The organism is Streptomyces niveiscabiei, assembly GCF_001419795.1.
GTDB lineage: Bacteria > Actinomycetota > Actinomycetes > Streptomycetales > Streptomycetaceae > Streptomyces > Streptomyces niveiscabiei.
Genome location: NZ_LIRL01000900.1, coordinates 1 through 4,456, shown reverse-complemented (window position 1 = coordinate 4,456; position 4,456 = coordinate 1). Strand labels below are relative to the sequence as shown.

Genomic DNA, 4,456 nt, shown 5'->3' with positions numbered 1-4,456 from the left:
GGTTGTGGGGCCGGGCTTTCTTCTCGCCGGTCCATGAGAAAACGGTAAGAGCGTGGCCGGGGTGGCCGGTGGGGGAACCGTGGGCGCTCTTGGCCGTCTTGTACAACGCGCGGGCGCTCCCGTGTGTCTCAGAAGGTGACGCGGGCGACGCACCGGGTCGGGTCGGCCCGGGGTGGTCCTGGGCCGGGGAGGGCAGGGGATGGCGCAGAGCGGTGCGGTGAAGGGGGAGGCGTCCGTGGAGGACACGTCTGCGGACGAGACGTCTGCCGGCGTGGCGTCCGAAGACGTGCCTTCCAAGGAGGCGTCTTCCGAAGAGGCGTCCACCGAGAAGGTGCCTTCCGAGGGGACCTCCTCCGAAGCGAGGCCTGAAGCAACGCCCTCTGAAGAGGCGTCCGCCGGTGAGGCAGCGGGCGGTCTTGTCGCGTCCGGCGAAGGCGGATCCGGTGGCAAGGGGCCCGCCGTGGCCGGTGTGGAAGGCTCCGGGCCCCCCGCCCTGCCCCGGCGTACTCGTCGGCGGCGTATTCTCCGCTGGTCCGCCACGGTGCTCGCGGTGGTGATACTCGGGACCGCGGGCGCGGGGTATCTGTACTACCGGCATCTCAACGGGAACATCCGCAGTGATGACCTGAATCTGGGGGACGCGAAGGACCGGGCGGCGACGACGCGGGTGAACGCCGCCGGGCAGCGGGCGTTGAATATTTTGTTGATCGGGTCGGATGCGCGGGACACGGAGGAGAACCAGAAGCTGGGCGGGGCGAAGGACACGTTCGGGGGGCCGCCTCTGGCTGATGTGCAGATGTTGCTGCATGTGTCGGCGGATCGCAGCAACATGTCCGTCGTGAGCATGCCTCGGGACACGCTTCTCGGGATTCCGAAGTGCACCGACCCGGATACGCGGAAGACGTACGCGGCCAGCACCCGGGCCATGACCAACGAGTCGCTCGGGCGGGGTGGGCCGGGGTGCACGGTGGCGACCTGGGAGAAGCTCACCGACATCCACATCGACCACTTCATGATGATCGACTTCTCGGGGGTCGTGTCGATGGCGGACGCCGTCGGCGGCGTACCCGTCTGTGTGGACGCCAACATCTACTCGCACACGTCGACCGGCAAGGGCTCGGGCCTGAAGCTCCCGGAGGGGACCCACTCGATCAAGGGGCGGCAGGCGTTGCAGTGGCTGCGGACGCGGTACGGGTTCGAGGACGGCAGTGACCTCGGGCGGGCGAAGGCGCAGCACATGTACATGAACTCGATGGTCAGGGAGCTGCGTTCGAACGCGAAGCTGACCAGCCCCAACAAGCTGCGCAAGCTCGCGGAGGCGGCGACGAGCGCGATCACCGTGGACAACGGCCTGGACAGCATCACGAAGATGTACGACCTGGCGACGGAGCTCCAGAAGGTCCCGACGGACCGGATCACGATGACGACGATGCCGAACCGGTACGTCGGCGCGCGCGTCGAGCCGACCGAGGACGCGGAGAAGCTGTTCCGCCTGGTCCGCGAGGACATCGCGCTGGACGGCAAGGACAAGCCGTCCCCGTCCCCGAGTCCGTCACCGGTCGTCGCTCCCGTCGCCTCGCCGGACGGGCAGATCGCCGTACAGGTCCACAACGGCACGCGTACCCCCGAGCTGGGCTCCGCGCCGGGCCGGGCGGCGACCGTCGCCGACGCGCTCACCGCGAAGGGCTTCACGCAGGCCGTCGCCGACCCCTCGGCCGCGACCTCTGAGGCGACGACGCTCGTGCGGTACCCGAGCGCCGACCTGGAGGGCAACGCGCTGCGGGTCGCGAAGGTGCTGGGGATTCCGGCCGGTGCCGTACGGAAGTCGACGGACGTGTCGGGGGTGACGCTGGTCGTGGGGGCGGACTGGCGGACCGGTACGGCGTACAAGGCGCCGAAGGCCGTGCCCGAGGACGACACCGCCCCGGACACGGCTCAGGCGATCAACGCCTCGGACACGAGCCAGTGCATGCACGTGGACCCGTCGTTCAGCTGGTGAGGACCGCCGGGCGGCGCGATGCGATGACCTTCCTGGCCAGCGACTTGGGGCTGGTCAGGAAGCCGAAGCCCCAGCACATGTGCATGGTGGCGAGGGCGACGGGGATCTGCGCGCGGGCCTTGAGGCCGAGGCCCTTGCCGGCCGGGAGCGACCCGGCGACGATCGCGGCGAGGTAGGCGCCGGGGACCGCGAAGGCGTACGGGGTGACGAGGGCGCCCAGCACGATGCCGAGGGCGATCGCGCAGACGGCCGTCGGCGGGGCCAGGTAGCGGAGGTTGATGGAACCCGCGTGGTAGCGGGCGACGACGTGCCGCCAGCGGCCGTAGTCCTTGTACTGCTTGGCCAGCGCCTTCACCGACGGGCGGGGGCGGTAGGAGACCTTCAGCTCCGGCGAGAACCAGATCAGGCCGCCCGCCTCGCGGATGCGGAAGTTCAGCTCCCAGTCCTGGGCGCGGATGAACTCCTCGTTGTAGCCGCCCTGTTGCTCCAGCGCCTCGCGGCGGAACACGCCGAGGTAGACCGTCTCGGCGGGGCCCGCCTGGCCGCCCGTGTGGAACGCCGCGTTGCCCACGCCGATCTTCGACGTCATCGCGGCGGCGACCGCGCGCTCCCAGTCGTTCTCGCCCTCGGCGTGCATGATCCCGCCGACGTTCTGCGCGCCGGTCTCCTCCAGGAGGCGTACGGCGGTGGCGATGTAGTTCGGCGAGAGCATGCCGTGGCCGTCGACGCGGACGACGATGGGGTGCCGGGAGGCCTTGATCGCCGCGTTGAGGGCGGCGGGGGTGCGGCCGGTGGGGTTCGGCACCGTGTGGACACGGGGGTCTTCGGCTACGAGCTGGGCCGCGATCTCGTCCGTACGGTCCGTGGAGGGGCCGAGGGCGATCACGACCTCCATCTCACCGTCGTAGGCCTGCGCGAGGATCGCCTGGACGGCGCCGCGCAGGTGCCGCTCCTCGTTCAGGACCGGCATGATCACGGACACGGCGGGGGGCTTGGCGTTCATAGGGGGCTCACGTTACCGCGAACGGGGGACAGGGGTGCGCGCCGCCGTCGTCCGAAGATCGTATGGGCCTACGGTGCTCACGGCTCCCCCCTGTACGGCCGCCGCCGGAGGTCTCGCCCACATGCCCCGTACCCGCCATCCGCGTACCCGTCCCCCGCGCCGCCGTACGCGTCCGCGCTGGGCGCTGCGGCTCACCACGACCCTCTCCGTCGTCGTCCTCGCGTCCGCCGGGATCGGGCACTCCGTCGTCACGACGCTCGACGCGGACATCGCGCGCGTGGACCCCTTCAAGGACATGAAGAACCGGCCGCGCGCGGGGCACGGGATGAACGTGCTGCTCGTCGGGACGGACGGGCGCGACCGGATCAGCGAGGCGGAGCGGCAGCGGTACCGGCTCGGCGGGGCGCCCTGCCACTGCACCGACACGATCATGATCGTGCACATCTCCGAGGACCGGGAGCGGGCCAGCGTCGTCAGTCTGCCGCGCGACAGTTACGCCGACACGCCGCCGCACACCGACGACACCACCGGGCAGCACCATCGCGGGCATCCGATCCGGATCAACGCGGCGTACGCGGAGGGCGGGCCGCAGCTCACCGTGCGGACCGTCGAGCACATGACCCGCGTCAAGATCGACCACTACCTCGAAGTCGACTTCACGAGCTTCATGAAGACCGTGGACGTGCTGGGCGGGGTGAAGATCTGTACGGCGACCCCCCTGCGCGACAGCTATACGGGGCTGAACCTCTCCCCCGGCACCCACACCCTCCTCGGCGGCGAGGCCCTCCAGTACGTGCGGTCCCGGCATGCCGACGCCTCCTCCGACCTCGGGCGGATGAAACGCCAGCAGCGGTTCCTGGCCGCCCTCGTGGACCGTACGACGTCCTCCGGGGTCCTCTTCAACCCGCTGCGGTTCCGGGACGTCACCCGTGCCGTGCTGGGCTCCGTCCGGGCGGACCGGGGCTTCGGCACCGACGAGCTGATCGACCTCGGGCGGGCCATGCGGAACTTCTCGCCCTCCTCCTCCGAGTTCATGACCGTTCCCCTCGGGGAGATGGGGTACGCGGTGAAGGGGATCGGCTCGACCCTCAAGTGGGACCCCGTCCGCTCCTCGCGCGTCTTCCAGGCCCTCCGCGACGACAAGCCCCTCTCCGGCGCCCGCCCCAAGGCCGCCGCCGTGCCCGTCGTCGAGGTGTCCCCCTCCCTGATCCACGTCCAGGTCGAGAACGGGTCCGGAACGGACGGGCTCGGGCGCAAGGCCGACACCCTGCTCTCCCGCGCCGGGTTCCGGGCCAACGGCAAGCCGGTGACCTCCGCGTCCCGGGTGTCCCACACGGTCGTCATGTACGACCCCCGCTGGGACCGGTCGGCCCGCTCCCTGGCCGCCGCGCTGCCGGGGAGCGAGCTGCGGGCCGTGAAGGGGCTGGGGGCTGTGCTCAAGGTGGTTGTGGGGC

General features: G+C 70.8%; 3 protein-coding genes. 2 read left to right on the top strand and 1 reads right to left on the bottom strand.

Features of this window, described 5'->3' with window-relative positions; all coding sequences use genetic code 11:
* Positions 1-199 precede the first annotated feature (199 nt).
* On the top strand, positions 200-1,999 hold the full coding sequence (locus tag AOK24_RS36590; RefSeq protein WP_420876720.1) for an LCP family protein: 1,800 nt from the start codon (positions 200-202) through the stop codon (positions 1,997-1,999).
* On the opposite strand, the gene AOK24_RS36585 is transcribed toward AOK24_RS36590, so the two are convergent.
* The gene (locus tag AOK24_RS36585) at positions 1,989-3,002 is read right to left on the bottom strand and encodes a glycosyltransferase family 2 protein (RefSeq protein ID WP_055724265.1); all 1,014 of its coding nucleotides are present in this window, start codon (positions 3,000-3,002) and stop codon (positions 1,989-1,991) included. The two genes, AOK24_RS36590 and AOK24_RS36585, sit on opposite strands and share 11 nt — an antisense overlap.
* A gap of 121 nt (positions 3,003-3,123) precedes the next feature.
* Here AOK24_RS36585 and AOK24_RS36580 point away from each other — a divergent pair.
* Positions 3,124-4,456, top strand: a 1,333-nt coding sequence (locus tag AOK24_RS36580) for an LCP family protein (RefSeq protein ID WP_079057178.1), incomplete at its 3' end; no start/stop codon positions are given.